General features: G+C 64.5%; 23 protein-coding genes and 1 pseudogene. 11 read left to right on the forward strand and 13 right to left on the reverse strand.

Going from position 1 to position 23,673, the window contains the following annotated elements; translation table 11 throughout:
* Window positions 1–32 precede the first annotated feature (32 nt).
* Window positions 33–3,599 (reverse strand): indolepyruvate ferredoxin oxidoreductase family protein, encoded by a 3,567-nt coding sequence (locus AC3WRI_RS00190; protein WP_492292300.1) that lies wholly within the window; start codon window positions 3,597–3,599, stop codon window positions 33–35.
* A 119-nt stretch (window positions 3,600–3,718) separates the two neighbouring features.
* Here AC3WRI_RS00190 and AC3WRI_RS00195 point away from each other — a divergent pair, with 119 nt between their 5' ends.
* Window positions 3,719–4,654: a LysR substrate-binding domain-containing protein gene (locus tag AC3WRI_RS00195; RefSeq protein WP_081050135.1), complete on the forward strand. Its 936-nt coding sequence runs from the start codon at window positions 3,719–3,721 to the stop codon at window positions 4,652–4,654.
* A gap of 37 nt (window positions 4,655–4,691) precedes the next feature.
* On the opposite strand, the gene AC3WRI_RS00200 is transcribed toward AC3WRI_RS00195, so the two are convergent.
* Window positions 4,692–5,711: a LysR family transcriptional regulator gene (locus tag AC3WRI_RS00200; RefSeq protein WP_011617574.1), complete on the reverse strand. Its 1,020-nt coding sequence runs from the start codon at window positions 5,709–5,711 to the stop codon at window positions 4,692–4,694.
* Window positions 5,712–6,083: 372 nt separating this feature from the next.
* On the opposite strand from AC3WRI_RS00200, the gene AC3WRI_RS00205 reads away from it, so the two are divergent.
* The 3 genes from AC3WRI_RS00205 (at window position 6,084) to AC3WRI_RS00215 (ending at window position 8,527) form a co-directional block, all read left to right on the forward strand.
* Window positions 6,084–7,100 carry a GlxA family transcriptional regulator gene (locus tag AC3WRI_RS00205; RefSeq protein ID WP_037023370.1) on the forward strand — a complete coding sequence of 339 codons (1,017 nt, stop codon included), beginning with the start codon at window positions 6,084–6,086 and terminating at the stop codon, window positions 7,098–7,100.
* A gap of 144 nt (window positions 7,101–7,244) precedes the next feature.
* Entirely contained in the window at window positions 7,245–8,003 is a 759-nt protein-coding gene (locus tag AC3WRI_RS00210) for an SDR family oxidoreductase (protein ID WP_010812772.1), read from the forward strand.
* Window positions 8,004–8,020: 17 nt separating this feature from the next.
* Entirely contained in the window at window positions 8,021–8,527 is a 507-nt protein-coding gene (locus AC3WRI_RS00215) for an Ohr family peroxiredoxin (protein WP_011617575.1), read from the forward strand.
* A 72-nt stretch (window positions 8,528–8,599) separates the two neighbouring features.
* Here AC3WRI_RS00215 and AC3WRI_RS00220 read toward each other — a convergent pair whose 3' ends face one another.
* Both AC3WRI_RS00220 and AC3WRI_RS00225 read right to left on the reverse strand, forming a co-directional pair.
* The gene (locus AC3WRI_RS00220; protein ID WP_371852230.1) at window positions 8,600–8,941 is read right to left on the reverse strand and encodes a cupin domain-containing protein; all 342 of its coding nucleotides are present in this window, start codon (window positions 8,939–8,941) and stop codon (window positions 8,600–8,602) included.
* A gap of 73 nt (window positions 8,942–9,014) precedes the next feature.
* The gene (locus AC3WRI_RS00225; RefSeq protein ID WP_492292302.1) at window positions 9,015–9,494 is read right to left on the reverse strand and encodes a carboxymuconolactone decarboxylase family protein; all 480 of its coding nucleotides are present in this window, start codon (window positions 9,492–9,494) and stop codon (window positions 9,015–9,017) included.
* Window positions 9,495–9,857: 363 nt separating this feature from the next.
* On the opposite strand from AC3WRI_RS00225, the gene AC3WRI_RS00230 reads away from it, so the two are divergent.
* Window positions 9,858–10,349 (forward strand): polyhydroxyalkanoate granule-associated phasin, encoded by a 492-nt coding sequence (locus AC3WRI_RS00230; protein ID WP_231881453.1) that lies wholly within the window; start codon window positions 9,858–9,860, stop codon window positions 10,347–10,349.
* 40 nt (window positions 10,350–10,389) lie between these two features.
* Here AC3WRI_RS00230 and AC3WRI_RS00235 read toward each other — a convergent pair whose 3' ends face one another.
* The 3 genes from AC3WRI_RS00235 to AC3WRI_RS00245 form a co-directional block, all read right to left on the reverse strand.
* Entirely contained in the window at window positions 10,390–11,763 is a 1,374-nt protein-coding gene (locus tag AC3WRI_RS00235; protein WP_010812767.1) for an MFS transporter, read from the reverse strand.
* 437 nt (window positions 11,764–12,200) lie between these two features.
* On the reverse strand, window positions 12,201–12,980 hold the full coding sequence (locus tag AC3WRI_RS00240) for an SDR family oxidoreductase (RefSeq protein ID WP_011617578.1): 780 nt from the start codon (window positions 12,978–12,980) through the stop codon (window positions 12,201–12,203).
* The gene (locus AC3WRI_RS00245; RefSeq protein ID WP_011617579.1) at window positions 12,977–13,306 is read right to left on the reverse strand and encodes a nuclear transport factor 2 family protein; all 330 of its coding nucleotides are present in this window, start codon (window positions 13,304–13,306) and stop codon (window positions 12,977–12,979) included. The genes AC3WRI_RS00240 and AC3WRI_RS00245 overlap by 4 nt, the downstream gene beginning before the upstream one ends.
* Before the next feature lie 90 nt (window positions 13,307–13,396).
* Here AC3WRI_RS00245 and AC3WRI_RS00250 point away from each other — a divergent pair, with 90 nt between their 5' ends.
* Together AC3WRI_RS00250 and AC3WRI_RS00255 are read left to right on the forward strand one after the other, a co-directional pair.
* The gene (locus tag AC3WRI_RS00250; RefSeq protein WP_011617580.1) at window positions 13,397–13,735 is read left to right on the forward strand and encodes a winged helix-turn-helix transcriptional regulator; all 339 of its coding nucleotides are present in this window, start codon (window positions 13,397–13,399) and stop codon (window positions 13,733–13,735) included.
* Between the two features lie 311 nt (window positions 13,736–14,046).
* Window positions 14,047–14,187 (forward strand): annotated as a pseudogene (locus AC3WRI_RS00255) (transposase); the annotation flags it as partial.
* Between the two features lie 52 nt (window positions 14,188–14,239).
* Here the strand turns inward: AC3WRI_RS00255 and AC3WRI_RS00260 are convergent.
* The 4 genes from AC3WRI_RS00260 to AC3WRI_RS00275 form a co-directional block, all read right to left on the reverse strand.
* Window positions 14,240–14,866, reverse strand: coding sequence for a pyridoxamine 5'-phosphate oxidase family protein (locus AC3WRI_RS00260; RefSeq protein WP_176844217.1), 627 nt, complete (start codon window positions 14,864–14,866; stop codon window positions 14,240–14,242).
* On the reverse strand, window positions 14,863–16,239 hold the full coding sequence (locus tag AC3WRI_RS00265) for an adenylosuccinate synthetase (protein WP_492292303.1): 1,377 nt from the start codon (window positions 16,237–16,239) through the stop codon (window positions 14,863–14,865). Before AC3WRI_RS00265 ends, AC3WRI_RS00260 begins: the two co-directional genes overlap by 4 nt.
* 3 nt (window positions 16,240–16,242) lie before the next feature.
* Complete coding sequence (locus AC3WRI_RS00270) at window positions 16,243–16,707, reverse strand: RidA family protein (protein ID WP_011617582.1); 465 nt, start codon at window positions 16,705–16,707, stop codon at window positions 16,243–16,245.
* A 146-nt stretch (window positions 16,708–16,853) separates the two neighbouring features.
* Window positions 16,854–17,639 carry an AraC family transcriptional regulator gene (locus AC3WRI_RS00275; RefSeq protein WP_492292357.1) on the reverse strand — a complete coding sequence of 262 codons (786 nt, stop codon included), beginning with the start codon at window positions 17,637–17,639 and terminating at the stop codon, window positions 16,854–16,856.
* A gap of 137 nt (window positions 17,640–17,776) precedes the next feature.
* On the opposite strand from AC3WRI_RS00275, the gene AC3WRI_RS00280 reads away from it, so the two are divergent.
* On the forward strand, window positions 17,777–18,634 hold the full coding sequence (locus AC3WRI_RS00280) for an alpha/beta hydrolase (RefSeq protein ID WP_010812761.1): 858 nt from the start codon (window positions 17,777–17,779) through the stop codon (window positions 18,632–18,634).
* Window positions 18,635–18,786: 152 nt separating this feature from the next.
* On the opposite strand, the gene AC3WRI_RS00285 is transcribed toward AC3WRI_RS00280, so the two are convergent.
* The gene (locus AC3WRI_RS00285) at window positions 18,787–19,386 is read right to left on the reverse strand and encodes a helix-turn-helix domain-containing protein (RefSeq protein ID WP_010812760.1); all 600 of its coding nucleotides are present in this window, start codon (window positions 19,384–19,386) and stop codon (window positions 18,787–18,789) included.
* 149 nt (window positions 19,387–19,535) lie between these two features.
* Here AC3WRI_RS00285 and AC3WRI_RS00290 point away from each other — a divergent pair, with 149 nt between their 5' ends.
* The 3 genes from AC3WRI_RS00290 (at window position 19,536) to AC3WRI_RS00300 (ending at window position 22,597) form a co-directional block, all read left to right on the forward strand.
* Entirely contained in the window at window positions 19,536–20,525 is a 990-nt protein-coding gene (locus AC3WRI_RS00290) for a Bug family tripartite tricarboxylate transporter substrate binding protein (RefSeq protein WP_011617585.1), read from the forward strand.
* Window positions 20,526–20,572: 47 nt separating this feature from the next.
* Window positions 20,573–21,349, forward strand: a complete 777-nt coding sequence (locus AC3WRI_RS00295; RefSeq protein WP_010812758.1) for an aldolase — start codon at window positions 20,573–20,575, stop codon at window positions 21,347–21,349.
* Window positions 21,350–21,622: 273 nt separating this feature from the next.
* Window positions 21,623–22,597 (forward strand): tripartite tricarboxylate transporter substrate binding protein, encoded by a 975-nt coding sequence (locus tag AC3WRI_RS00300; protein WP_011617586.1) that lies wholly within the window; start codon window positions 21,623–21,625, stop codon window positions 22,595–22,597.
* Between the two features lie 29 nt (window positions 22,598–22,626).
* Here AC3WRI_RS00300 and AC3WRI_RS00305 read toward each other — a convergent pair whose 3' ends face one another.
* Window positions 22,627–23,601, reverse strand: coding sequence for a LysR family transcriptional regulator (locus tag AC3WRI_RS00305; protein ID WP_010812756.1), 975 nt, complete (start codon window positions 23,599–23,601; stop codon window positions 22,627–22,629).
* Window positions 23,602–23,673 lie beyond the last annotated feature (72 nt).

The following is a 23,673-nucleotide window of genomic DNA, read 5'->3' on the forward strand; positions in this document are numbered from 1 at the left end:
CGGTTCGGCGCAGGGCTCGAACCGCCCGCCCCTCAAGCAGCAGCCCGCCGGGCCGCGCCGCGATACTGCGCCAGCAACGCGTCCCGCCGTACTGCCGCCGCATCCATGCTGGCCTCCTTCACGTGGCCGTAGCCGCGGATATCCTCCGGCAACGCGGCAAGCGCCAGCGCGGTGTCGACGTTGTCCGCGCTCAGGGACGCCGCGAACTCGTCGACCAAGGCCAGATAGTCGTTGACCAGCGCCCGCTCGGCGCGGCGCTCGGCAGTCTTACCAAACACATCGAACGCCGTGCCACGCAACCCCTTCAGGCGCGCCAGCAAGCGGAATGCCGTCATCGTGCGCGGACCGAAGCGGCGCTTGACCGGGTGGCCCTTGTCGGTCTTGGCCAGCAGCGGCGGCGCCAGCCAGAAGTTGAGCTGGTAGTCGCGGCCGGGCTCCCCTTCAAACTGGGCGCGCAGCTTGTCCAGGAAGGCGGGATCGGCGTAGAGGCGCGCCACCTCGTATTCGTCTTTGTAGGCCATCAGCTTGGCCAGGTTGCGGGCCACGGCCTCGGTCAACGGCAGCTTGCGGTCGATGCCCAGTTGCTGCTCCGCGGCGCGGATGCGCTCGACAGCCTCGCGGTAGCGGGCGGCATATGCAGAGTTCTGGTATTCGGCCAGCATCGTCTCGCGCTTGCGGATCAGGGTGTCGAGCGCCTGCGGGATTGCCACGACCTGTGCGGCCGGGGCCGCCGGAGCACCCGGCAAGTGCGCCTTGACCGCCGCCTCGCCATGGTGCGCGAGATACCGCCCCCATTCGAATGCCAGCCGGTTCTTGTCGATCGACACCCCATTGAGTTCGATCGCGCGCAGCAGGCTTTCACGCTGCAGCGGGATCCAGCCCTTCTGCCAGGCAAAGCCGAGCAACAGCGGGTTGGAGTAGATGGCGTCGGCCAGCAGGGTCACCGCCCATGCGCTGGCGTCGAAGAATGCGCAGGCATCGCCCACGCTGGCGCGCAGATCCTGCTCGGCGCTGGCACCGGGGAACTTCCACTTCGGGTTCTTGATGAATTCCGCGGTGGGCGTGTTGGCGCTGTTGACCACGGCGGCGGTCAGGCCATGCCGGACCTTCGACAACACCTCGGGCGACGCCGAGACGATGGCGTCGCCCCCGATCACCAGGCGCGCCTCACCCGTCGCGATACGCGTCGCATGCAGGTCGTCCGGGCCCGGTGCGATCTGCACGTGGCTGATCACAGCCCCGCCCTTCTGTGCCAGGCCAGCCATGTCGAGCACGGTCACGCCCTTGCGTTCAAGGTGCGATGCCATGCCCAGCAGGCCGCCGATGGTGACCACGCCAGTGCCGCCCACACCGGTGACCAGCACGCCGTACGGCCGCTCCAGGGCCGGCAGCCGCGGCAGCGGCAGCGCCTCGAAGTCGGCGCCGGTGCCTTTGCCACCCGCTGCCGCGGGCTTGCGCACCTGCGCCCCCTCGGCAGTGACAAAGCTCGGGCAGAAGCCGTTGACGCAGGAGAAATCCTTGTTGCACGACGACTGGTTGATCTTGCGCTTGGTCCCGAGTTCGGTCTCCAGCGGCTCCACCGACAGGCAGTTGGACTTGGCCGAGCAATCGCCGCAGCCCTCGCAGACCGCGTCGTTGATAAAGGCGCGCTTGGCCGGGTCAGGATAGGTGCCGCGCTTGCGGCGGCGGCGCTTCTCGGTCGCGCAGGTCTGGTCGTAGATCAGGATGGTGACGCCCGCGGTATCGCGCAGCTCGACCTGGACGGCGTCGAGCTGGTCGCGGTGGAACACGGCCACGCCAGACGGCAGCATGGCGCCGTCGCCATACTTCTGCGGCTCGTCGGTGACGACGACCAGCTTCTTCGCGCCCTCGGCCAGCACCTGGTGCGCAATCTGCGGCACCGTCAGCACGCCGTCGATGGGCTGCCCGCCGGTCATTGCCACGGCGTCATTGAACAGGATCTTGTAGGTGATATTGGCCTTGGCCGCGATCGATGCGCGGATGGCCAGCAGCCCCGAGTGGAAATACGTGCCGTCGCCCAGGTTGGCAAACACGTGCTTGTCGCCGGTGAAATGCATCTGGCCGGTCCAGGCCACGCCTTCGCCGCCCATCTGGCTGAAGGTGTCGGTATTGCGGTCCATCCACAGGGTCATGTAGTGGCACCCGATGCCGGCCAGCGCACGCGAGCCCTCCGGCACGCGCGTGGACGTATTGTGCGGGCACCCCGAGCAGAACCAGGGCTTGCGCTCCACCGCGATGCGCGGCTGCGCGGCCTCGCGCTCCTTGGCCTCGATCAGCGCCACGCGCGCGGCAATGCGTGCGCGCACCGCTTCCGGCAGGTCAAAGCGTTCCAGCCGGCGGGCGATGGCCTTGGCGATCAGCGCCGGCGACAATTCATAGTGCGCGGGCAGCAGCCAGTTGCCACGCGGCACCGACCACTCGCCGCCATCGTTGCCACGCTGGTCGAACTTGCCGAAGACCTTGGGCCGCACATCCTCGCGCCAGTTGTACAGCTCTTCCTTGAGTGCGTATTCGAGGATCTGCCGCTTCTCTTCCACCACCAGGATCTCTTCCAGGCCGGTGGCGAACTCACGGGCGCCATGCGCCTCCAGCGGCCACACGCAACCCACCTTGTAGACGCGGATGCCGATGCGGGCGCAGGTGTCATCGTCCAGGCCCAGGTCTGCGAGCGCCTGGCGCACGTCCAGGTACGCCTTGCCGGCGGTCATGATGCCGAAGCGCGCGTTCGGCGAATCGAGCACGACGCGATTGAGGCGGTTGGCCCGCACATAGGCCAGCGCCGCATACCACTTGTGGTCAAGCAGCCGCGCCTCCTGCTCCAGCGGGGAATCGGGCCAGCGGATATTGAGTCCGCCCTGCGGCATGACAAAGTCCTGCGGCAGCGCGATCTGCACGCGCTCGGGATCGATCTCGACCGAGGCGGTCGACTCCACCACGTCGGTGACGCACTTCATTGCCACCCACAGGCCGGAATACCGGCTCATGGCCCAGCCATGCAGGCCGTAGTCGAGGTACTCCTGCACATTGGCGGGGTACAGCACCGGGATGCCGGCGGCCTGCAGCACGTGCTCCGACTGGTGCGCCACGGTGGAGGACTTGGCGGCATGGTCGTCGCCGGCCAGCAGCAGCACGCCGCCATGGCGCGACGAGCCGGCCGAATTGGCGTGCTTGAGCACGTCGATGGACCGGTCCACGCCCGGCCCCTTGCCATACCACATCGAGAACACGCCGTCGCGCGTGGCGCCGGGGAACAGGTTGACCTGCTGGCTGCCCCAGACGGCGGTCGCGGCAAGGTCTTCGTTGACGCCGGGCTGGAACACCACGTCGCTGGCCGCCAGGTGCTGCTTGGCCTTCCACAGGGCCTGGTCGACGCCGCCCAGCGGCGAGCCGCGATAGCCCGAGATAAAGCCGGCGGTGTTGAGGCCGGCGGCGCGGTCGCGCGCCTTCTGTAGCATTGGCAGGCGGACCAGGGCCTGCACGCCGCTCATGTAGACGCGGCCCTGCTCCAGGGTGTACTTGTCGTCCAGGCTGGCGCTGGCCAGGGCTTCGAGCAAGGCGGGGTTCAGCGGGGCATTCACGATCTCAGTCTCCGTGCTTGTTCTCTTGTATCCGGAGCAGTTTAGAAATCCGTGCCGTCATCGTAAAATCATGAATTCAAACACCTGATATCTGAAAAACGGATAACCCGGAGATTCCCATGTCCAAGGCGCGCGAAGGCTCGGAAAGACTGGCCAAGGAAGTCACGCTGAGGCAGTTCCGCTACTTCGTCGCGGCCGCGGAGACCGGGCAATTCTCGATGGCCGCGACCGCCGAGCATGTCTCGCAGTCGGCCATCACCAATGCCGTGCTGGCGCTTGAGCAGCGCCTGGCGGTGCGCCTGTTCGAGCGCCGGCCCCATGGGGTGACGTTGACGGCAGAAGGCCACCTCTTCTTCCAGCACGCCCGCCAGATCCTGGATTCGGTCGAGGATGCGCTGCGCGAGCCGCGCTTCCAGGTGCACGGGTTGCAGGGCAGCGTGCGCCTTGCCGCCTCCTATACGGTGCTGGGCTACTTCCTGCCGGGGCTGCTGGCGCGCTTTCGCACCAACTATCCGGACATCGAACTGGATCTGCTCGACATGGACCGGCCCGATATCGAGCGGGCCGTGCTGGCGGGGGAGATCGAGCTGGGCATCGCGCTGCTGTCGAACCTGGAGCGGCCCCAGCGCTTCCAGCGCCATACGCTGATGCGATCCCGGCGCCAGTTGTGGACTTCGTCCAGCCATCCGCTGCTGGCCGTCGAGCGCCCTTCGCTGCGCGATATTGCGGCCTATCCGTATATCCTCATCACCGTGGACGAGGCCGAGGAATCCACGCTGCGTTACTGGCGCAGCCACCGGCTCGCACCCAAGGTCGCATTCCGGACCGGCTCGATGGAGGCCCTGCGCGGGCTGGTGGCGCATGGCTTCGGCGTCACCGTGCTGTCCGACATGGTGTATCGCCCGTGGTCACTGGAGGGAAAGCAGATCGAGGCCCGCCCGATTGCCAATGCGGTGCCGGACATGGAGGTTGGCATGCTGTGGCAGCCCGGGCGCAAGCTGGGCAAGCCGGCGGATGCGCTGAGGGAGTTCCTGATTCACGCGTGCGGGAGCTGAGGCGGGACATTCGATTGCCCGCGCCCTTACAACAACGCTATCTGAAGGACCGGTAGCCTGTCGTCGAGTAGTCCGTGTAGAAATCCGCCAGGCAATGCAGATTGAGCGCCCGGATCTCTTCAGTCATGAAGTCAACAAAAACGCGGATGCGCGAGGGCAGGTGCTGGCGGCTGAGGTAACAGATGTAATGCCCGCGGTCGTCAGGCGCATACCGTCCCATGGCGATGACCAGTTCGCCGCGGGCGATGCGGTCGCAGGCCTGGTAGCCCGCCATCTGCGCGATGCCCAGCCCGTCGAGCACCGCCGCCAGCACCAGCTCAGGGTCATTGAACGTCAGCCTTGCGGCAGGCACAACCTTGCGCACATGCCCCTCGACCTTGAATTCCCATTCAAGGATGCGCGCGCCGGCGATGCGGGTGTTGATGCATTCGTGCCGGGCGATATCCTCCAGCGTCGACGGTAGTCCATGCCGCGCCGCGTAGGCAGGAGACGCGCACACAGCCATCTGCATCGGGATCAGCTGCTTCGCAACGATGCTTGAATCCTCGATGCGGCCATTGCGGAACGCGACGTCGATGTTCCCGGCCGCGAAGTCCGTTGGCCGGTCATCGAGCACCAGGTCCAGGGAAATGTCCGGATAAGCCGCCGAGAACTTCGACAGCAGCGGCGCCACCACCTTGCGGCCGAAGCCGGCCGTCGCGCTAATGCGAAGCAGGCCGCTTGGCGGTCCAAGGCGCAGTTCCAGCATGTCGTTCATGGCCTCGACGATATGCGCCACGCCCTGGTGGCAGTTCTCGAAGAAGCGCTCGCCCTCGCGGGTCAGTTGGGTGGTGCGCGTGGTGCGCAGGAACAGCCGGGTGCTCAGCTGCGTTTCCAGCTTCAGGACGTTGCGGCTGACCGCTGAGCGGCCGATGCCCAGCCGCTCGCCCGCCTTGGAGAAGCTGCCCTCGGTGGCGACCGCCATGAAGGCGATGATGCCGGCGTAGCTTGCCGCGAAACTGGCGGACAGCCCGTCCGCGCGATCCGGCGGGCCGGGGCGAAAGCCCCGCTGCGGCATACCGGTTACGTCTCTATCCGCCCCCCCGCGGTTGACAGGGGACGTCAGGCGAACGTCTGGAACGACGATGTCCATGTCATTGCCTTTCGGAGCGGCGCAACGAATGAGGATCCACGCTGTGCGGTGCACAACCATGGCATGATCGTAATGACCCGCCATGCCCGGGTAAATGACAGATGCCCCTGGATTTCTGCCATCCGGCCCGGCGCGAGCGGCGACAATGCAGATATGAAGCAGCGGAAGGCGCCGGTCCACAGGGCCTTCCGCTGCGATCCGTGGCGAAGGCGTCGCACTGCGCGTGCTTGCCGGCCACATGCCTTGCGCGGGATCGCGCCGGCGGCATAACATCCATCGACTTTCAAGATCCCTGCCATGGTTCCCTCTCCGCCTGCGCCCTCTTCCCGGACACTTGACGACCAGCCACGCAATCTTCTGTTCGTGGCCTTCCCGGACATGAGCCTGCTTGATCTCACCGGACCGCAAACCGTGTTCTGGGCTGCCTCCCGGTTTGCACGCGAACGCGGCTTCGCCGGCTACCGGAGCTATCTGGCAAGCGAGCACGGCGGCCTGGTTGCCTCGGCCGAAGGCACCGCCGTGCAGGCCATGGCGCTCTCGGAAATCGATCTGCAGCACATCGATACGATCATCCTCCCGGGTGCCCCCGAGATGGTCAGGGTGCTCGACAGCGCCACCTCGCTGGTCGCCTGGCTGCAGCAGGCCGCCGGACAGGTACGCCGCGTTGCCTCGGTCTGCAGCGGGGCCTTCCTGCTTGCGCAAGCGGGCTTGCTTGACGGCAGGCGCGCTGCCACTCACTGGGCGATGCATGCGCAGTTCCGCGCGCGCTTTGCCGCGGTCGAACTGGACCGGGACGCCATTTTCGTCCGCCAGGACCGCATCTGGACCTCGGCCGGCGTGACCACCGGCATCGACATGGCGCTTGCGCTGGTCGAGGACGACTATGGCCACGATATCTCGCTGAGCGCGGCCAGGGAGCTGGCGGTCTTCATCAAGCGGCCGGGCACGCAGCCACAGATCAGCGAGATCCTGCTGGCGCAGAGCCGGCACGTGCCGCTGTTCGAGGCGCTCCATCTATGGATCATCGAAAACCTGTCGCGGGAAGGGCTGTCAGTGGAACAGCTCGCCGAACAGGTCGGAATGAGCCCCCGCAACTTTGCCCGGGTCTACAAGCAAAAGACCGGGCGCACCCCGGCCAAGGGGGTTGAGCATTTCCGGCTGGAAGCCGCACGCCGGCTGCTCCAGGACCTGCATCTGCCGGTGGAGCAGATCGCAAGGCAGTGCGGCTTCGGCAGCGAGGAACGGATGCGCCTTACGTTCCAGCGCAACCTGGGCTTCTCGCCCAGCGAGTATCGGTCGAAGGTGACCGGCTGAGAAAACGCCACAACCCGGCCGCACCATTGGTGCCGAACGGGAAACACCATGCGTCCGCCGCCGGCGCTACCGTCACTGCACCCCTTCGCCTAGCATGGGACATGGGTTGGATGCCCATCCCTTCCACCAGAATCGAGGTGCATGATGAAGATCGTTGTGATTGGAGGTACTGGCCTGATCGGCAGCAAGGTCGTCGCCCGGCTTGCCGGGCAAGGCCATGAAGTCGTTGCCGCGTCTCCGCAGACCGGCGTGAATGCGCTGACAGGCGAAGGCCTGAGCCAGGCACTTGCCGGGGCGCAGGTTGTCGTGGACGTGGCCAACTCGCCATCGTTCGCGGATGATGCCGTCCTGCATTTCTTCGAGACGTCCGGCCGCAACCTTGCGGCGGCGGAGAAGGCAGCCGGTGTCGCGCACCATGTGGCGCTGTCAGTGGTCGGCACGGACAAGCTCTCACAAAGTGGCTACTTCCGCGGCAAGATTGCGCAGGAAGCGCTGATCCGGAACGCCGGCATCCCTTACACCATTGTCCGCTCCACGCAGTTCCTCGAATTCCTTGGCGGCATCGTCCAGTCGGGCGCCGATGGCGATTCCGTGCGCCTGTCATCCGCATCGATCCAGCCGATTGCCTCGGATGACGTGGCCGAAGCTGTGGCCGACCACGCCCTTGCCGATCCCGTCAACGGCATCGTCGATATCGCCGGGCCGGAACGCTTCCACCTGAGCGACCTCGTGCAACGCTATCTCGATGCCACCAAGGATCCGCGCAAGGTTGTCGTCGATGGCAAGGCCCGCTATTTCGGCGCCGAACTGCAAGACGATACGCTGGTACCGGAAGGCCCGGCACGCCTGGGCAAGACCGCTTTCGAAGCGTGGCTGCGACAGAGCCAGAAGCCGAAGGCCTGACAACGCGGGCGGGCCATATGGACAACAAGGGGCTGCAAGCCCCCCCGCTGAGCCTGCTCGACAAGTATCGCGGGCAGGGCTTCCACGCCCTCTACACCACGACCGTCACCGTCTCGGGCGGGGAAACCGGACACGGCCGCGCCTCGGGCGTGGCGCGTTCCGACGACGGCAATCTTGTCATCGACCTGCGGCTGCCGGCGGCGCTGGGCGGCCCCGGCCACGGCCACGGCACCAATCCCGAGCAGTTGTTCGCCGCGGGATATGCCGCCTGCTTTCATGGGGCGCTGAACCTGCTGGCCCAGCGATCCAATGTCAGCGTCGACAACCTCGCAGTGGAAGTGGAGATAGCGTTCGGCCGCGATCCCGTTGACGGCGGCTTCGCGCTGGCCGCGGACATCCGGGTCAGGATGCCTGGCGTGCAACGACAGGTGGCGGAAGAACTGGTGCGCAATACCGAGCGCTTCTGCCCCTATGTGAAGATGGCCAGGCAGGGCATTGTCAGCGTCGTGGCAGTGGTTGACTGAGCTGCGCGCAACGACGGGCCCGCGGATGCGATCCCTGAACCTTCGGGATCGCATCCGCAGCCGGCCAATGTGCTACTTCGTTGGCGTCAGGATCGGAGCGCCCTTGTTCTTCAGCAACAGCACCATGAACTTCGCGGGCCTGGTGTTGCTGGCGTTGCGCCCGACAATATGAATATCGTCAGGGCCTTCGTGGAAGGTCTGCCCGGCAGTCAGCGTGACTTCCTTGCCGCCCCGGACTCCCATCACGATACTGCCCTCAAGGACATAGACGAATCCGTGCGCGTCATGGCGATGCACCGGGTCGGCGCCGCCGGGCGGGTATTCCACCACGATCATCTGCACCTCCTTGCCGGGATATTCCGGAAGCGCCTCTGTCGACAGCAGCGTCACCTTGGGCTCCGGCGGCGCAGCCATGGCCGGTTGCGCCACCAGCAGGACGGAAAGCAGCAGCGGGGCCAGGCCCAGCGTTCTGATGATTTTCACGATGTCAATCCAGCTTTGCCTTATCGAGGCCATAGGCCTTGTCGGCCGAGCCCGGCACGGTCCGGAAGGCCACGTTCAGCCGGTTCCAGCCATTGATGGCCATGACCAGAAAGGTCAGGTCCGAGAGTTCCTTTTCCGACAGATGCGCGCGCACGCGCTCGTACAGGTCATCCGGCACACCGTGCGGCGGGATATTGGTCAGCACCTCGGTCCACGCCAGCGCGGCCCGCTCGCGCGGCTGGAACAGCGTCGATTCGCGCCAGATCGCGACATGGTGAAGGCGGAGCTCTCGCTCGCCATGGATGCGCGACTGCTTGACGTGCATGTCCAGGCAGAAGGCACAGCCATTGAGTTGCGAAGCGCGAATCTCGACCAGGTCACGGATGGATGGCTCGATCGCATTGTCCTGCAGCAGGGTGCCGAATTCCAGGTACTTCTTGAAGAGTTCGGGGGACTGCTTCATGGCATTCACGCGTTGAGTCATGTCGGCTCCTGAGGGATGGAAAATGTGAAGGGATGCCGTGGCACTCACCACTGCGTGCCGCGGCATGGAGCAAATCGTAGGCCGCGGCGGCGCACGGCGGTAGGCGCGCCAAGGTACCCACACTGTTGAGGCTTCGACACCAATCAGGGCTTTGGCGTAGCGCGGCTCGGGGGAAGCCGGATCCTGTCGTGTCGTGCCGATCCAGCGCAGAAAACCAAAAGAAATGGTGCAATGCAACATAAATACCCCTATGCTTGGAGGCATGCCAGCCGGCTACGCCTTCGAAAAGCGACCCGGACGCCGCTCGCCTCCCAAGAACTTGCCAGGTGTCCGTTATTCGTCGGATGCCGAAGGAAAACCCGCGTGCCCTCCTCCCCTCTTCCGCAGCCGATCCTCGACGCTTCTGCAAACTCCTCCCGCCTCTTTCGTGACATGTGCGAACTGCTCCAGGCAGCAATACATGTCGTCAGCATTCGCACCACGCGCATGGCCATCGCCGGTCCGGCGCCTGGCGAACAGGACCAGCGCGAATTCAGCCTGATGAGCGTTGAGAAAGGAGAGGCCGCGTCTGAATCGTTGCTTGCCATGGGTTCGGGATGGATCAACCTGACCATGACCCTCGCAAAGGACACCAGCGATCATCTTTGGGCGACCTCCGCGGCCGCGGCGACGCTGGCGTCCAGTCGATCCGCCGCGCAATGGTTCGAACGCCAGGCCGACCTTCTGCAATTGGCCGCCGGGTTCCCCGGCAACCCGCTGCAGCTGGCAGACCTGGCGACAAACCTGATGCAGCAGATCCTCGCGCCGATCCACGGCCGCGCGATGGCAAATGCGAAGCGCCTGCGTGCATCATGAAGGCTGCCGGGCCCGGGCGCATGCATCGCTAGGGGCGGTATTAGTCAGCAATGGTCTCCAGCGCTCTGCCACGGGTCTCGATGCCGAACCGGAACACGATGCCGGCCGCAGCAAGGAAACACAGCGCGCCAAGGCAGAACACTCCAGCCTGGCCGGCAACGGGCAGAACCAGCCCCACCAACGCCGGACCCAGCAGCGATCCGATCCGCCCGACCGTCGACGCCATCCCGCAACCTGAAGCGCGCGCCCGCGTGGGATACAGTTCCGGCGTATAGGTATAGAGCACTGCCCACATGCCGAACATGAAGAACTGCATCATGCCGCCGGAAAGGAAGAGCGCCATGGGGTCGGGACTGGACCCGGCGACCCTGCCGTAGATAAACACCATGCACGCCCCGCCCACCAGAGTCGCCACGCATGCTGGCTTGCGCCCCCAGCGCTCCACCGCCCATGCGGCCCAGAGAAAGCCGGGAATGCCGCCGATTGAGATATACACCGTGTACAGCACGGATTTGGTTACCCCGAGGCCCGATTGCTGCAGCAACGCGCCAATCCAGGTATTGAGGCCGTAGAACCCCAGCAGGGCGAAGAACCACAGGCCCCATACGGTCAAGGTCCGACTACGGTACTCGCGGGACCAGAGCACGCGCAGGCCCGATGTGGCCGGCTCCGCCGCCGCTGCCGCCGGCGTGACTTCCGGCAACGCATCGAGCTTCATCCGCCGCATGACCGATTGCTCGATACGGTCGACAATGTCGGCCGCTTCGGCATGGCGTCCCTGCGACTCCAGCCAGCGCGGGGACTCGGGCACAAAGCGGCGGACTACGATCAGGAATAGCGCCGGGACCGCGCCGAGCAGGAACATCGTGCGCCAGGTGTAGGCGCTCAGCACGTAGTACGACATCAGCCCAGCGCAAATGAAGGCGATCGGCCAGTTTCCGTCCATCAGCGCCAGGTACTTGCCGCGCTGGCGCGCGGGAATGAATTCCGACATCAGCGTCTGCGCCAATGGCAGCTCCATGCCCATGCCGAGCCCGAGCAACAGCCGATACGCACCCAGCTCCATGGGACCGTTCGCGGTGGAGCACAGATAGCTGCCCACGCCCCAGATGATCATGCTGACCTGGAAGACCGGCTTGCGGCCGAACTTGTCCGCCAGCACGCCGGAGCTGATCGCGCCAGTGGCCATGCCGACGAAGCTGGCGCTGCCGAGCATGCCGGCCTGCGCTGCGGTCAACCCGAATTCCGTCCGAATCGATCCCAGCAGATACGTCATCATGGCCAGGTCGAGGTTATCGAAAAAGAAGGCCAGCGCAATGATGGCAAACAGAAGGCGGTGATACCCGCATACGGGTAGCCGTTCCAGCCGGTCGCCGGTGCGCACGCGCATCAGCTCGAGAGAGGTAAGCTTCATCTTGTCTCCAGTAGTTCCAGTACCAGCGCTCTTGGGCACTGGCGGCAGGCGATAACGCATCGATGCGATATCGCCTGCTACTGTCGCGTGGAGACGCAGCCGCGACGCGCGCGGGAACGCCAAGGTCTGTCTCGCAGGTGCCAAGCCAATTGCCGCGGGTCGCGTGGGCCCCAAAAAAAAAGGTTCATCGCCGATTTCCGGGGAAGGCCACTGGTCCGACGGCCGAGTTCGGCCAGCTTGAGTCGCTCAAGGAAATTTCACGACTGCCCGCTCCCGGACCGATAAGAGACAGTCGTCAATGATGCTGTGACCGTCGGCTCGTAGACCGTTGCGGCGGTCGCGAACAGAAGCCCTGTCTCGCAGAAGAGGCTTGGTCGTGGCTGCCTGTCCGTAGGCAGACACGTTCGACACCAGGGCGGCCGGGCAAGCGGCTCAGATCACGCAGTCGGAACAGTTCCTCCGTCGATGACGTACTCAGTGCCGGTGATGGCGCTGGCGCGGCCAGAGACGAGGAAACCAATGAGTTCTGCCACTTCCCGGGGTGAGCATGGCCGGCCAAGAGGAATGCCGCCGAGCGAATCCATGATGACCTTGCGGGCGCCTTCCGCGTCGATGCCGCCTTGGCGGGCGATCTCGGCAACGAGACCTGCGGCGGCATCCGTCTCGACCCAGCCCGGTGAGACACGCACGACGCGAACGCCCTTCGGACTGACCTCCTTGGACAAGGCTTTGCTGTAGTTTGACAGGGCAGCCTTGGCGGCGGCATAGGCAATCGTCGCCTCCGGCAACGGTAATTGCCGCTGGATCGACGTGACGTGGATAATGACGCCCGAACGCTGCTCGACCATCGAGGGCAACAGCGCGCGATCGATGCGCACTGCCGGGAATAGGTTCAGGTTCAATGCCTTGTTCCATTCATCGTCATCTAGCACGCTGAAGCCACCGGCCGGTGCAGATGAGCCGCCCACGACGTGCACGACTATATCGACGCCACCGAACCGCTTGAGCACGGCGTCGACAATGGCTTTACAGCCCTTGGCCGTCGTGATGTCCGCCCCGATGAACCGTTCTTCGGCAAGTTCATCGGGACGGGAACGCGCCGTCGTCAGAACGTTCGCACCTGCCTCGCAAAGGCGTGCGACGACGGCTTTGCCGACGCCTTTCGTTCCGCCCGTAACGAGCGCCCGAAGCCCCAGAAGTTCGGGTGCGGAGCTCATTGGCGAATCTCCAGCGACGCAATCCTGCCGCCGGCCAGGACGAACGTGTAGGTCAGCTCGACCGGGCTGCCAGGGAATGTGCCCGTGAGTCGTGCGTGCATCGTCACAGTGGCGCCGTTCTGGGAGACGTCCAACGGCTCAATGCTGTACTGGTACCTGGTTTTGCTGTCCTTCTTCCAGGCCTGGATTGCTTCCAGCCCCTTGATCGTGCGGCCTTCGTCCCGCACAACGGCATCGGCGGTAAAGCAGTTCGAGAGAGGGGCGGTGTCCGTGACGGTTTCCGCGAGCAGATAGGCATCCAGTGGCGGAGGCAGCATCATGTTCATCGGGGTTTACCTCAACGTGAAGGTTTGCATGCCCCAATCATGGCGCTACAGTTACCGTATCGCAAGAACGCACAAAAAAGTAAGTAACCCTTGGCTAACCGAAAAAACTACACCCCCGCGACTGCCGCAATCGATGTCGAAGCCGCATTCAAGCTGCTGGAAGGCCGCTGGAAGCTGGTGATCTTGTTTCACCTTTTCGGTGGTCAGGTACAGCGCTTTTCGGACCTCGAGAGACTGATCCCCGGCATCACACAGAAGATGCTTGCCCAGCAGCTACGCCGCCTCGAAGCGGACGGCATCGTGACACGTACGGTCTATCATCAGGTGCCGCCGAAGGTGGACTACCGCCTGACTGATTGGGGCCAGGCGTTGTGCCCGGCACTGGATGCGATCCTGACATGGGCGGAGCACCGTGAAGACTTTCCGTAGGCTGCGACGAGCTTGCGTGCGTGACGCTAGCTGTCATCCAGAACTCCAATTCGCAAAGTCGTCGACGTGGTCTCATCCGCGATGGTCTCATGTCGCGCTGGAACCTGACGGTCGTCCATCTCATTTGAGAGGCAGCACTGGGTCGAACTGAGACGGCCGACCGCGCTGTGAAATCGTGTCTCCGATTTGTTCGACACTTGCAGTGCAGCATGCAATGAAGGCGTCAAATCAGAATATGCGGATATCCGAATGTTCACCTCTCCGCTCACAGGAAGGCGTAACAGTTCGCTCGGGCATCGTATAGCGCGTGATGCCGGTACCCGCTGAACACAAGCGTCGTTGAGGGCATCAACAACACCATCAAAGTCATCAAGCGCCGAGCCTACGGCTACCGTGTCGAGGACTACTTCTTCCTAAAGATCAAGGCGGCGTTCCCCGGAATTCCTCGTTGAACCAAAAAAAAGAGGTGCCGGAGCACCTCTTCATGTCGCGCGATGGCCTGACTCACCTGGAAGCAAACCTGTGGGGATCGAATGCCTCCGGCGGCAAGCCGGACAGCGTGGCACCGGACTGGAAGGGATAGCGCAGGTACGGCGCTTTCGGCTGACCCGGTGGCGAGTACTGTCCATCGGCAAGAATGCGTTTCTTCGCGCTCATCTCACGAATCTCGCAGCGATAGGCAACGATCTGGCTGGCTGCGCCGTCCTCGATCGGCGAGTAGTCTTTCTCGGGCCGGAACTTGTCCAGCGCCTGGTACTGGTGGGCACGCACCTCGTCGGTACTGTCCCGCAGCCTGACTTCGCATCGCGCGATGGCGCTGTAGTACTCGAGGCTTGTATTCTGTCCCTTCGGTGCCTTCAGCAAGGCCACGGGCCGGTCGACCTCGATCGTGACCAGGGGATTCGCCCGAATCGCCGAGGCCAGCTTTCCGAATCTGGAACTGTGGATCAGGAAGGCGTCGCCGGTGAAGGTAAAGCTCTGCGCGGTAATGTAGGGATAGGGTGTGTCATGCACCGCGACCCGGCAGATCAGCTCGTTCCGGAGGAAGGCCTCGATGGCCGGCCAGTCGGTCCAGGCCAGGTCGGTCCGGCGCATTTCGTTGTGAAGGTAGGCGGGTGTCGTGGTCGTCATGGTCTCGTCTGCTGATGGTTCTGAAAATGCCGCATCTGCGCGCGTCCGGGCCCCAAACCAATTCCGCGCAAGGGCCGGCCAATGGCATCCGCCAGCCATTCAAGCAGGGCTTCCAGTTGCGGAGGCAGGGGGGAAGTGGCATCCGTCGGGATGGTGTCTTCGGCAAAGGCAGGAAACCGCACCACGCGCTGGCCACCGGTGTCAGTGGCGCCGGCAACGACCGGGATGCAGCGCTCGCGCGTGCGGTCAAAGGCCGCCAGGCTGTCGCACTTGTTCAGATACACCTCGTCAACCCCGCATTGCCGTACAGCAAGCCGGAGCTGCGCCACGTCAAGCAGCCCTACCCGCCGTGGCCGGCCGGTTCCGGTGCCGTACTCATTCGACAGCATCCGGATCGCCACGCCGATGGAGAATTCGTCCGCTTCGGCGAGCAAAGCCAGCGGATCCAGCCTGGCCGCCTCGTCGGCCCCGCCGCGGCCCTCCCGCGCCGCATCGGCGCAATAGGCCTCGGATCGCCCTGCGCCAAGTTCGGTTGGCAACGGCCCGCTGCCGACCCGGGATACGATCGCCTTGGCGACGCCGATGGTCTTGCGGTGATACTTGCATGGGAGGTCGCCACCCACATACGCGTAAGAAGGCATCGTATGGCTGGACGTGACCCAAGGCTGAACGCCCTGCACCACATCGAGCATGACGGACTGCGCGCCCTCGAAGAGCACATTGGCACCCGCTTCGACCCGCCGCAAGAGCGCAACCGGATCGTCCGTCACGAACGGCTCAACCACCTTCCACGCCTGGCGCATCGCGTTCACCACGGCCACAAGACCCTCGCCGTCGCCGTCGCGCTGCACGGCCAGCCGCATCATCTGCTCGAACACCCGGCTCCCGTCAACCACCAGGTCGCGGAGCTGAAACGAAGATCGCTCCCCTCCCCGCACGCGGGTCGCGAGATCCGCATAACACGGGCCGATGCCGTTGCCGGTGGTGCCAATCTGGGCGCCATCGTGGCGATCGGCCAGGACATGGAGAGGCTGGACGACCGGACACCTGTCACTGATCGTCAACCGCCCGCCCAGATCGATCCCCTGCGCCGCGAGCATCTCGATTTCGGCTGCCAGTTGCTGCAACCCGATCACGCAGCCTGAGCCGATGTAGAGCGCAACGCCGGGATGCAGCACCCCGGAGGGGACCTGCCGTAGCCGCAAGGTTCCGTCAGGCGTGGCGATGGTATGCCCGGCGTTCGCGCCGCCGTTGAAGCGCGCAATCACCTGGTACTCGCCGGCGAGGTGATCGACGACCCGCGCCTTCCCCTCATCGCCATATTGCAGTCCGACCAGGACGTCGGCGTACCCCGCCTTTTTCGCGGTGCCCATCGCCTACGCGTCCAGCGCAAATGTCGCCTCGATCTCCACCGGGGCACCGAAGGGAAGGCTCGCCACGCCGAGCGCCAGGCGGGCATGGCGCCCTCTCTCTTCAAAGATCCGGTTCAGCAATTCCGACGCTGCATTGATCACCAGCGGCGCATCATGGAAACCCGGCTCCGCCGCAACATAGCCTCCAACGCGGACGATGCCCCGGATTCGTTCGAAATCCCCATCGGTCGCTGCCGCCACCCAACCCAGCAGGTTGGCCAGGCACAACCGCGCGGCCTGCTGTGCCGCTTCGACGGTGACTGCGCCCGGGACCTTGCCGACGAAGACCGGCTTGCCGTCCTGAAGCGGCAACTGCCCCGACACCGTCAGCAAACCATGGTGCAGGGTGTAAGGGACATAGTGCGCCTTGGGAAATTCCGTGGCAGGCAAGACAATGCCGGCAGCCTGGATACGATCCATCACTGACATACTGACTCCTCGACTTGAAAAAGTGTCGGCGAAGTGAGCACGGTGCGGGCCTCCGCCGACACCACGACTGTGCCGCACGGTTAAGCCTTAGATTCGCGTGGCGACGCCAGTTGATGTCGCGCAGACGCCAACCTGCCGGCTGGCGCCTAGTCGCCAGCCATGTCCCTGAAGTATTCGGTCGGCGTCATGCCCAGCGCACGCCTGAACATGGCACTGAAGGCACTTGGACTCTCATAGCCAAGTTGCAGCGCGATGTCCGTGACATGGCGGCCCTCGGCAAGCAGGCGTACCGCGGCCATCAGCCGGGCCTGCTGCTTCCAGCGGCTGTAGGTCATGCCCGTTTCTTCGGGAAACAGGCGGATGATGGTGCGCTCGCTGGCGCCGACCGAACGGCTCCACGCCGCCACGGAAGTCTCATCGGCAGGGTCCTCGAGGATCTTTGCGCAGATCTTGCTCAGCCGAGGGTCCTTGGGCATCGGCAGATGCAGCGGCACCACGGAAAGCGGGCGCAGTTCCTGCAGCAGAAGCTGCACCACCAGGCCGTCGCGGCCGCTTTCGTCATAGTCCAGCGGCATGCGCACGGCGGCCGATATCAGTTCGCGCAGCAGCGGCGGCACAGCGACGACACAACAGTTGCGCAACTCATCAGGAATGGCATCAGCGCGAATATAGACCGTGCGCATTTCCACATCGCCGCAGGCCTGCATGGCGTGCTCGACGTTGCACGGAACCCAGACCGCGCGTTGAGGCGGCACCACCCAGGAGCCGAAATCGGTGGTCACCAGGATAGCGCCCACATAGGCGTAGATCAGCTGGCCACGCGGGTGGGAATGCGCGGAGATATAGAAGCCGTCCTTCAGCTTGCGCGCCATCCCGCCCACTCGCCGGTCTATCGCCTGGTAGTCATCCCGGTTTTCGCTCTTTCCAAACATGGCGTCTTTGCGATAGTCGTTGTCATCCAGGGGCGCGCGCAGCCACACGCCGATACGTATCTTTGGCCGGACGCCAAATGCGTCGCAACGATCAAATGGAATCGAGGCATCGGTCCCACAGTCTGGAGCCAAAAGTAATGTCAGTGTATCGAAACTTCAATCAGGAAGAACTGGACAAGCAGTACAACGTCAGGGCGGGAATTCCCGGGTTCCAGGACATCTTCAAGGGATGGGAGAACACCAGCGCCGCATTCCGTCGCGCCCATCCCGTAAAGGAGAACCTTGCGTATGGCCTGGACGCCAAGCAGGCGCTGGACTTCTTTCCCGCAGCCACCAGGAGCCGTCCGTTGCTCGTCTTCATTCATGGCGGCTACTGGCAATCGCTGGACAAGTCGGACTTCAGCCACGTTGCCGCCCCGTACCTGAAGCACGACATCAACGTCGCCGTGGTGAACTACCGGCTCGCCCCGGAGGTCGGGATGGCCGAGATCGTCCGCGATAATCGCGACGCCGTGGCATGGCTCCACGGCAATGCGGCCGAACTGGGGTTCGATGCGAACCGCATCTATGTATCCGGCCACTCAGCCGGCGGACATCTCACCGCCACGCTGGCAGGAACCGATTGGGAGTCGTTCGGCCTCCCCGCTGACGTGCTCAAGGGCGGATGCGCGATCAGCGGCCTGTATGACCTCGAACCTATCCGCCTGTGCTATCTCAACAAGGTGGTCGGCCTGACCGAGGCGGATGTCGCCAGCTACAGCCCGATTCATCATGTTCCACGAGTGAAATTGCCCATGATCCTGACCGTTGGCGGGGATGAGTCGCCGGAGTACCACCGGCTGCAGCGCGAATACCAGGCGCTGCTGGGCGAATGCGGCTTTGACGTGCAGGTGGTGGTGCAGGAGCGCGGCCATCATTTCGACGCGGTCGACCTGCTGGGCGATGCCGATGGCGCCCTGGCCGCGTCGGTGTTGCGCATGATCGAGCGCGCCTGAGGCCTGAGGGCCGGATCGCGGGCAGGGCGGCATTCAGCACAGGCCGCCATGTCCGCGGTCCCGGTGCAATCACCGGATCGGGGCGCTTGCCTGCACGGTTGTGAAAGCGCGAACTCGTGATCAGAAGATTCCATGGCGTGGCAAACCACGCGCTACCCCACCCTCTTCCGGTCGCTGACTACCACCAGCGCCTGTGCCAGGGTCTTGCCAATCGAGCGCGAGCGATGCGGGATCGATGCGTTGAAATACAGCGAGTCGCCAGCCCGCATCCGTACCGTGCGGTCATCGAACAGCACCTCCATCTCGCCCGATACGACGAAGATCAGCTCTTCGCCGGCATGGCTGGCCATTGGCTGGTCTTGTGCCAGCGTGAACGGCGGCACCATGACGAAGGGCTGCATCGCCTTGTCCACGCGCTCCGTGGCAATGGCTTCGTAGGTATAGCCCTGGCGCTCGGCGGACGGGCTGAACGGAACCCGGTCCGCGGCCTTGACCAGCAGGATCTCATTGCCGCGCTGCGGCTTGGCGATCAGCTGGTCGACGGTCACGTCGAGGGCCTCGGCCAGCTTGAGCACCGTACCGATGGTCGGCGACGACAGGCCGCGCTCCAGCTTGGACAGGTAGCTCTTGGTCAGCGATGCCCGTTGCGCCAGTTCCTCAAGCGTCAGCCCGTTGAGCTTGCGCAGTGCCGCCAGCCGTTCGGCGATGGTCGAAAGAGCGGCCGGAGCGCCCGATTCTTGCTTCCTGATCATCCGCAGTCACTGGTTAGAAGCGCCCGGACAGGCGCATGGGTCGGCTCGGATTGTAAGGTCGGCACGACACATCGGCAACTCGGTTTGCCTAAATGACACTTCGGTGTCATTATAGACACACTTGTTTCCCCACCCGCCCCCGAAGGAGCATGCAAGTGAGTCCCAAGCGCCCCCATCTCGCAGGTGCAGCAGCCCTGTTTGTCACCCTCTTCCTCAGTGGTTTGCCTGCTGCCCACGCGGCCGGCTATCCGGATCGTCCCATTACGCTGGTGGTGCCATTCGGCGCCGGCGGCATCACTGACCTGGTGGCACGCGCCACCGGCAAGGCCCTGTCTGAACAGCTTGGCCAGTCGATCGTCGTGGAAAACCGCCCCGGCGCGGGCGGCAACATCGCGGCGGATTTCGTACGTCGTGCCCGGCCCGATGGCTACACACTGATGTTTGCCACCGTGGGCGTCCTTGCGGTCAATCCGCATACGGACGTCAAGGTCAGCTTTGATAGCGCGAAGGACTTCACCTATATCTCGCTCGTCGGTTCCACGCCCCATCTGGTGGTGGTCGGCGCCGACGTCCCGGCCAGGACGCTGCCCGAACTGATCAAGCTCGCGCAACGCCAGCCCGGCGCCGTCAGCGTAGGCACCGCAGGCGTCGGCAGCTCGCCGTACCAGGGCATGCGCGTGCTGCAGGACGCGGCCCGGGCCGAATTCCTGCACGTACCGTTCAAGAGCGGCGCAGAATCGGTGACCAACGTCGTCTCGGGGCAGGTCAACATGACATTCGAGGCCACGCCGCAGGTGATGCCATTCGTCGCCTCCGGCAAGCTGCGGGCGTTGGCCGTTGCCAATCCGCGGCGGCTGGCCACCGCGCCGGACGTGCCGGCGACACCGGAACTGGGCCTGCCGACCATCGTGTCCGGTTCGGTGGCAGGCCTGATTGCGCCTGCCGGCCTTGATGCCGCCATCGTGAAGAAGCTCAACACAGCCATTGCCGGCGTGGTATCGAACCCCAAGTTCAAGGCCACGCTGATGGCACAGGGCACTGAACCGATGTCATCGTCGCCCGAACAATTCCGCAAGCTGATCAAAGAAGAAGACCAGCGCTGGTCGGCCTTGCTCAAGGCTGACAACAAGACCAGGTAACGCGGACTGAAAGCTCCGCTTCTCCAGCACAACGAAAGGAAAATCCCATGGCCAGCACCATGCAACTGAGCAAGAGCGAAATCGTCGCCGCCTCGCTCCAGAAAATCCAGATGGAACTGCGCACGCAGAAAATGCCGCTGCGCGAGGCAGTAGCCGAAACCTGCCGGATCCTGTTCGCCTTCGGGCACGACTCCGGCCTCTCAGGCCAGATCACCGCGCGCGCAGAACAGCCTGGCACCTACTGGACCCAGCGCCTGGGTCTGGGCTTCGACGAAATCACGTCCGACAACCTGCTGCTCGTCAACGAAGACCTGGAAGTCCTCGAAGGCAGCGGCATGCCGAACCCGGCCAACCGCTTCCATTCCTGGCTCTACCGTGCGCGTCCGGACCTGAACTGCATTGTCCATTCGCACGCGCCGCACGCCTCGGCGCTGGCGATGCTGGAGGTGCCGCTGGTCATTTCGCATATGGACACGTGCGTGCTCTACGACCAGTGCGCGTTCCTTGAGAAATGGCCTGGCATTCCTGTCGGCAATGAAGAGGGAGAAATCATCTCGGGAGCCCTTGGTGACAAGAAGGCCATCCTGTTGTCCCACCACGGCCTGCTGGTGGCCGGTGCCACGGTGGAAGAAGCCTGCGTACTGGGTGTGATGTTCGAGCGTGCCGCCCGGCTGCAACTGCTGGCCATGGCGGCGGGCCCGATCCAGCCGATCCCGCACGATCTGGGCTGCGAAGCGCAGCGCTGGGTCAGCACCCAAAAGCGATTCGAAGCCACCTTTGCCTACTACTCGCGGCGTGCGCGTCGCGGGCTGGGCGCCGAATAGCAACAGGGCGCCGACGGGCCGGCGCAAGCACGGCCAGGCCATGGCGAAGTCTGCAGTCTGCTGAGAACCTGAACCACGCCTGGCCCTGCGCCATTGCCGCTTGCTTGATATGAGAAGCGCAAGCTCCGACAGTATTGGTCGAATGGGATAATCGCGTCATGGCAGGCAGGGCGGGAATCGCAGATCTGCCGCCGATGGCGCAGGTGAGTGACGGCGCCATAGCCGGCGCCCGCCGCCGGCGCTCATATCCCTACCCAAGAACGGAGACATGCCTTGACCATTAAAAACCGATTCACCCTGGGCCTGTTGGCAACGGCAGCCCTCATCGCGGCGGCCCCGGCTTGCGCACAAGAACAGTGGCCGGCAAAGACGATTCGCTTTGTCGTGCCCTTTGCCGCCGGCGGCGCCAATGACCTGATGGCGCGCGCCGCGGCCGAGGGCGCAACCAAGGCGCTGGGCCAGACCGTGCTGATCGAGAACCGGCCCGGCGCGGGCGGCACCGTGGGCGCCGACATCGTGGCCAAGAGCGCGCCGGATGGCTATACCTTCCTGATCAGCGCAGCCGGCGTCATCTCCAACAGCATGATCAAGAAGTCAATGCCGTTCAAGGATGACGCGCTGGTTCCCGTGGCCATGATCGGCCTTGCGCCTTCGGTCATCGTGGTGCCGAAGAACGCGCCCTACAAGGATCTGCGCGACTTCGTCGAGGCGTCAAAGAAGGGGAACGGTTTCAACTTCGCGACCGCGGGGACCGGCAGCACCCCGCACTTCGTGGCGGAGATCCTGAATGTGAAGTACGGCGCAAAGCTGCAGCCGGTGCCCTACAAGAGCGGGTCGGAAAGCACTACGGCAGTGCTGGGCGGCCAGGTGGAAGGAACCTCCGAGGCCAGCATCATCGCCCTTCCGCATATCCTGCACGATGGCAAGTTCAAGGCGCTCGCCACCACCTGGACGCAGCGCATCTCGGCCTACCCGCAGCTTTCCACCGCGGTGGAGCAAGGTTTCCCGGACCTGCAGATCGCGCATTGGGCCGGCGTCCATGCCCCCAAGGGGACGCCCGACGCCATCCTGGACAAGGTGGCCGCCGCGGTGGACAAGGCCATGAAGGACCCGGCCGCCGCCGCCAAGCTGAAGGCCGTGGGCATCGAACCGGTCGGCGGCACGCGTGCGGACTTCGTGAAGTTTGTCGAGGCGGAGCGCAAGCGGCTGGGCGAGATTGTCAAGGCCGCCAGGATGCAGGAGAAGTAATCGCTGTGCCCGCCATGCCGCCCCATCGGTCAGGACGCCGGGGCGGCACGGCTTTCATTGGCCGTTGCCGCAGGCAGGTTGCGGCGCCCCCAGTTCTCTGCCTGCCGCTCCAGGTGCAGGCGGATAAAGTCCATCAGCGTTCGCGTTGCCAGCGTGGGATAGCGGTTTGGCGCGGTCAGCATGTAGACACTGTCGCCCACGCCTTCGGCTTCGCACTCGGCCAGCACCTCGCGCATCTGTCCGGACTGCAGTTGCCGCCAGACCGCATAGCGCGGCAGCAGCGCCACGCCCAGCCCGCCCATCACCGACTCGAACAGGAACGGATAGTCGCCTGACTGGATCCGGGGCGACACGCGCAGCGTCATCGGCGTGCCCGCCAGCCATACCTTCAGCGTAAAGCGGCGCCCCAGCGATGCCGGGGCAATCATGTCGCAGCGCTCCAGGTCGGCCACGGTCCGGATCGGCCCGTGGCTGTCCAGGAACGAGGCCGACGCGCACAGGCACCAGCCGACATCGCAGATGCGCCTCGCCACGTGGTCATCGGGCGGCTGCGAGGTGATCTTCAGCGCCACGTCGACCTCGGCCGGGATCAGGTCGCCAATGTTGTCGTTGATGACGACGCGCAGCGAAATCTGCGGGTAGTTGCGCGCGAATTCCAGCAGCAATGGGGTCAGGTAGAGATGACCCAGTCCCGTGGGCAGGCGAATACGCACGTCGCCGCGCACCACCTGGCCAAGGCTGTCGATCGAGGTATTGGCCGACTGCAGTTCGTCCAGCATGCGCAAGCCATGCGCGTACAGCAACTGGCCCGCCTCGGTCAGTTCGACATGGCGCGTGGTGCGGCGCATCAACTGGGCGCCCAGGTGCTGCTCCAGTAATTTCAGGCGGCGCGATACGTTGGAGCGGGTCATGCCGCTGCGCTCCGCGGCGGCGGTCAGCGTGCGCGACTCGACCATGGTCACGAACAGCCGCACCAGGTTGAGATCGAAATTATTGTCAATCATGAGTCAACACCGTAGGCACAAATCGAGGGATTGTCCTGGCAGGAAGCCAACCCTAGCATAAACCTCCTGCTT

The organism is Cupriavidus sp. FW305-27 (assembly GCF_058787995.1).

Bases quoted from the DNA above. Each gene is read 5' to 3' on its own strand.
- AC3WRI_RS00275 (WP_492292357.1), bottom strand. From the start codon at position 17,639: ATGTTTGGAAAGAGCGAAAACCGGGATGACTACCAGGCGATAGACCGG.
- AC3WRI_RS00205 (WP_037023370.1), top strand. From the start codon at position 6,084: ATGGTTCCCTCTCCGCCTGCGCCCTCTTCCCGGACACTTGACGACCAG.
- AC3WRI_RS00195 (WP_081050135.1), top strand. From the start codon at position 3,719: ATGTCCAAGGCGCGCGAAGGCTCGGAAAGACTGGCCAAGGAAGTCACG.
- AC3WRI_RS00215 (WP_011617575.1), top strand. From the start codon at position 8,021: ATGGACAACAAGGGGCTGCAAGCCCCCCCGCTGAGCCTGCTCGACAAG.
- AC3WRI_RS00240 (WP_011617578.1), bottom strand. From the start codon at position 12,980: ATGAGCTCCGCACCCGAACTTCTGGGGCTTCGGGCGCTCGTTACGGGC.
- AC3WRI_RS00260 (WP_176844217.1), bottom strand. From the start codon at position 14,866: ATGACGACCACGACACCCGCCTACCTTCACAACGAAATGCGCCGGACC.
- AC3WRI_RS00225 (WP_492292302.1), bottom strand. From the start codon at position 9,494: ATGACTCAACGCGTGAATGCCATGAAGCAGTCCCCCGAACTCTTCAAG.
- AC3WRI_RS00280 (WP_010812761.1), top strand. From the start codon at position 17,777: ATGTCAGTGTATCGAAACTTCAATCAGGAAGAACTGGACAAGCAGTAC.
- AC3WRI_RS00295 (WP_010812758.1), top strand. From the start codon at position 20,573: ATGGCCAGCACCATGCAACTGAGCAAGAGCGAAATCGTCGCCGCCTCG.
- AC3WRI_RS00235 (WP_010812767.1), bottom strand. From the start codon at position 11,763: ATGAAGCTTACCTCTCTCGAGCTGATGCGCGTGCGCACCGGCGACCGG.
- AC3WRI_RS00210 (WP_010812772.1), top strand. From the start codon at position 7,245: ATGAAGATCGTTGTGATTGGAGGTACTGGCCTGATCGGCAGCAAGGTC.
- AC3WRI_RS00270 (WP_011617582.1), bottom strand. From the start codon at position 16,707: ATGTCAGTGATGGATCGTATCCAGGCTGCCGGCATTGTCTTGCCTGCC.
- AC3WRI_RS00285 (WP_010812760.1), bottom strand. From the start codon at position 19,386: ATGATCAGGAAGCAAGAATCGGGCGCTCCGGCCGCTCTTTCGACCATC.
- AC3WRI_RS00200 (WP_011617574.1), bottom strand. From the start codon at position 5,711: ATGCCGCAGCGGGGCTTTCGCCCCGGCCCGCCGGATCGCGCGGACGGG.
- AC3WRI_RS00290 (WP_011617585.1), top strand. From the start codon at position 19,536: ATGCAAGTGAGTCCCAAGCGCCCCCATCTCGCAGGTGCAGCAGCCCTG.
- AC3WRI_RS00265 (WP_492292303.1), bottom strand. From the start codon at position 16,239: ATGGGCACCGCGAAAAAGGCGGGGTACGCCGACGTCCTGGTCGGACTG.
- AC3WRI_RS00305 (WP_010812756.1), bottom strand. From the start codon at position 23,601: ATGATTGACAATAATTTCGATCTCAACCTGGTGCGGCTGTTCGTGACC.
- AC3WRI_RS00220 (WP_371852230.1), bottom strand. From the start codon at position 8,941: ATGGCTGCGCCGCCGGAGCCCAAGGTGACGCTGCTGTCGACAGAGGCG.
- AC3WRI_RS00245 (WP_011617579.1), bottom strand. From the start codon at position 13,306: ATGAACATGATGCTGCCTCCGCCACTGGATGCCTATCTGCTCGCGGAA.